The organism is Streptomyces sp. NPDC093149 (assembly GCF_044754145.1).
Taxonomy (GTDB): Bacteria; Actinomycetota; Actinomycetes; order Streptomycetales; family Streptomycetaceae; genus Streptomyces.
In genome coordinates this window covers 1-4,318 of sequence record NZ_JBIVON010000065.1, presented here as the reverse complement: position 1 = coordinate 4,318, position 4,318 = coordinate 1, and the positions used below count along the sequence as shown (strand labels likewise).

1 protein-coding gene is annotated in these 4,318 nt (G+C 72.5%); it reads right to left on the bottom strand.

The features are described 5' to 3' along the window. On the bottom strand, positions 1 to 4,318 hold a 4,318-nt coding region (locus ACIQCZ_RS42430; protein WP_402291555.1), incomplete at both ends, for an SDR family NAD(P)-dependent oxidoreductase.

Here is a 4,318-nt window from a genome sequence, read left to right as displayed (position 1 = left end):
CTCGCCCGACCGCAGCGCCTGCGCCGCCAGGTGCATCGCCACCAACGACGACGAACACGCCGTATCCACACTCACCGCAGGGCCTTCGAGCCCGAGCGTATAGGCCACCCGGCCCGAGATGACGCTGGTCGCAGCGCCGGTGATCTGGTGGCCCTGCAGCTGTTCACCGCCGCGGGCGACCAGTTCGCTGTACCCCATGTGATACGCGCCGACGAACACCCCGGTCTGGCTGCCCGCCAGCGAGTTCGGGTCGATCGCGGCACGTTCCAGCGCCTCCCAGGAGGTCTCGAGCAACAGCCGCTGCTGGGGGTCGGTGGCCAGCGCCTCACGCGGGGAGATCTGGAAGAACGCCGCGTCGAATTCGCCGACGCCGGCCAGGAAGCCGCCTTCGCCCGTCGCCGAGGCGCCGAGCGCCGCGTCGAGGTCCCAGCCACGGTCGGCGGGGAACGGCGTGATGCCCTCGGCTCCGTCGGCGACCAGCTGCCAGAGATCGTCCGGATCCGCCACGCCGCCGGGGAAGCGGCACGCCATCCCGACGAAGACGATCGGGTCGTCAGTGACGGAGACCGATGGCGGCAGCGGAGCCGTGCCCACCGGCCGGGTGTCGTCGAACGCGCCCGTCAGATGCTTCGCGATGTGGGTGACGGTCGGGTAGTCGAACACCAGGCTCGCGGGCAGGATCGCTCCGGTCCTGGCCTGCAGCAGGTTGCGCAGCTCGACCGCAGTCAGCGAGTCGAAGCCCAGCTCGGCGAACGGCTGCGCGGCGTCGATCTGCGCGCTCGACGCGTGGCCGAGCACCGCTGCCGCGGCATCGCGCACCAGCTCGACGAGGATCGCCAGCCCGTCCACAGTGGACATCCCGGTGAGCTGCCGCGCCAAGCCGTCGCGGCCACCCTGCGTGTTGTCGGCGGAACGCCGCGCCGCGTTGCCGGTCAGCGACCGCCACAGCGGTGCGACGTCCCGCTGTGCGCGCAGCGCCCGGACGTTGAGCCGGGCCAGCCCCAGCACCGCGGCGCCCGAGCCCCACGCCCGATCGAACAGGTTCATGCCCTGCTCCACACCCAGCGGCGGCATCGCCGACCGGGCGATGCGGCGCAGATCCGTGTCGGACAGGGTCCCGACCAGGCCAACGTCGGTCGTCCAGGCGCCCCAGGCCATCGACTGCCCGGGCAGCCCCTCGGCACGGCGGCGCGCCATCAGGCTGTCGAGGAACACATTGCCCGCCGCGTAGTTGCCCTGCCCGCTGTTCCCCACCTGTCCGGCCAACGACGAGAACACCACGAATCGGGACAGGTCGTACTCGCGGGTCAGCTCGTGCAGGTTCCAGACCGCGTCGACCTTCGGCGCCAGCACCCGATCGAGCTGCTCTTGCGACTGCGAGCCGATGACCCCGTCCTCCAGGATCCCCGCCGTATGCACGACGGCGGTCAGCGGATGCTCCGGTCCGACGGCGCCTATCACCGCGGCCAGCGCCCGCCGGTCGGTCAGATCGCAGGCGGCGAACGTCACCCGGGCCCCTTGCCCCGCCAGCTCGGTGGTCAGCTCCGCGGCGCCCGGCGCGTCGGAGCCGCGCCGGCTGACCAGCACCAGGTTCCGCACCCTGTGCTCGGCCACCAGATGCCGCGCCACCACGCCACCGAGACCACCGGCACCGGTGATCAGCACGGTGCCGTCGGGCGTCAAGGGCTGCGGGACCGTCAGCACCAGCTTGCCGACGTGCCTGGCCTGGCTCATGAACCGGAACGCCTCCGGTGCCCGGCGCACATCCCACGCCGCCACCGGCAGCGGTCGGATCCCGCCGGTTTCGAACAGCGCCGTCAGCTCCCGCAGCATCTCCTGGATCCGATCGGCGCCGGCCTCCATCAGATCGAAGGCCCGGTAGCTCAACGGCCGGTCGCGGAAGTCCTCCGGCGATCGGATGTCGGTCTTGCCCATCTCCAGGAACCGCCCGCCCGGAGCCAGCAGATCCACCGACGCGTCCACGAACTCCCCCGCGAGCGAGTTCAGGACCACGTCCACACCCCGATCCGCGGTGGCGGCCCGGAAACGCTCACGGAAGTCGAGATCCCGGGACGACGCCAGCCGCTCGGCCGGGACTCCCCACTCCCGCAGGACACCCCACTTGCCCTCACTCGCCGTGGCGTAGACCTCCGCGCCCCGGTGGCGTGCCAGCTGAATCGCCGCGAGCCCGACACCGCCGGCGCCGGCATGGACCACCACCGACTCACCGGGCTCCAGCCCGGCGAGATCCAGCAGCCCGTGGTAGGCGGTCAGGAACACGACAGGAACCGACGCCGCGGTGGCGAACGACCAGCCCTCGGGGATCCTCGCCAGCAGCCGGTGGTCGGTCACCGCCACCGGGCCGAACGCGCCGAACGCCAGGCCCATGACCCGGTCGCCGGGCCGCAGATCGCACACGCCGGGGCCGACCTCCGTGACGACACCTGCGACCTCGCTGCCCAGCGGGCCCTCCGCACGCACGTCGTGCACCATGTCCAGCGCGTTGAGCACGTCCCGGAAGTTCAGGCCCGCCGCGTGGACCTGGACGCGAACCTGCCCGTGTGTAAGCGGATCGGCCAGTTCGGGAGCTGGCACGAGCACCAAGTTCTCGAGCATGCCCTTGTCCGTGGAGTCCAACCGCCAGGGCACGTCTCCCGGTGCGGCCAGCTCGTCGACCGGCCGGGCCCGGACGAGCCGTGCGGTGTGGAACCGCCCGCCGCGCGCCGCCCACTGCGGCTCGCCGGATGCCAGGATCGCGCCCAGCACACCGGCCTCGATCCCGATGCCGGTGTCGGTGTCGGTGTCGGTGTCGAGCAGTACGATCCGGTCCGGGTTCTCCGACTGCGCCGACCGCACGAGACCCCACACCGCGGCCGCGGCCAGGTCGGTCACCGGCTCGCCCGAGTGCACGGCCACCGCGCCCCGGGTCGACACCACCAGCGGGATCGACGCGAACCTCGCCTCACCAAGCCAGTACTGCAGCTGCCGCAGCACCCAGCCGGTGAGCTCGTGCGTGGACCCGACCACCGAGTCCGGCCCGCCGGCCACGGCCAGCACGACCGCTCCCGGCACCGGCCTGCCCTCGTCGAGCGCGGTACCGACCGCGCTCAGGTCAAGGTAGTCCGCGCCACGGGGGGCGACTGTGGCCCAGTCACCCATCGGGTCGGCTGCGCCGGGCCCGGTCTCGAGCCACTCCATCAGCAACACGGCCCCATCGCCGGAGCCAGCCGTCAAGCTATCCGAGGCGAGCGCCCGCACGGCCAGCGACCCGATCGACAGCACGGGAGTGCCGGCGCTGTCCGCGACCGCGATGGCGACCTGGTCCGGGCCGGTCCGGGTGAGCACGACCCGCAGCCGCGACGCACCCGAGGCGCGCAGCCGCACGTCGGTGAAGCTGAACGGCAGCCCGCCCTGCTCAGCCGCGTCGAGACCGGCGAAGACCGTGGTGTGCAGTGCCGCGTCCAGCAGCGCCGGATGAATACCGAACGACTCCGCCGAAGCGCGGGCGGACTCCGGCAGCTCGACCTCGGCGAGGATCCGGTCCCCGCTCCGCCAGGCCTTGCGCAGCCCCTGGAACACCGGGCCGTAGCGGAGGAAACCGCCTTCGGCCAGCTGCTGGTAGAACTGCTCGGTCTCCAGCGGTGCCGCATCCGCAGCGGGCCAGGCCTGGGTAAGGGGTTCGAACGCGTCGTCGGCCCGGTCGTCGGCGGCGGACGCGCTCACGATGCCGGTCGCGTGGCGAGTCCAGGTCTCCTCGCCGTCCACCCGCGCATACACCGTGACGCTGCACCGTTCAGCCTCGTCCGGCCCGGCCACCACCTGCACCTGCGCGCCGCCTGAAGCGGGGAGCACGAGCGGTGCCTCGAGGACGAGCTCGTCGAGCCGGTCGCAGCCGACGCTGTCTCCCGCGCGGATCGCCAGCTCCACGTACCCGGTACCGGGGAAGATCACCGAATCGCGCACGGCGTGGTCCGCCAGCCACGGGTGCGTCCGCACCGACAGCCTGCTGGTGAAGACCACCTCGTCGTTCTGTGGCAACGACAACATCGCCCCCAGCAATGGATGCTCCGCCGCCGTGAGCCCGGCGGCGCCGACGTCGGTCGCCCCGCCGGCGCTCTCCGGCCAGAAGTGCTGATGCTGGAAGGCATAGGTCGGGAGCTGGACGCGCCGCGCGCCGGAGTCCGGGAGCACGGTCGTCCAGTCCACGGCCACGCCATGGACACAGGCCTGCGCGACCGCCAGCACCATGCGGTGCAGGGATCCTTCGCCGCGCCGCAGCGTGCCCGCGACGGGCACCGCGTCCTCGCGGCCGTCGACG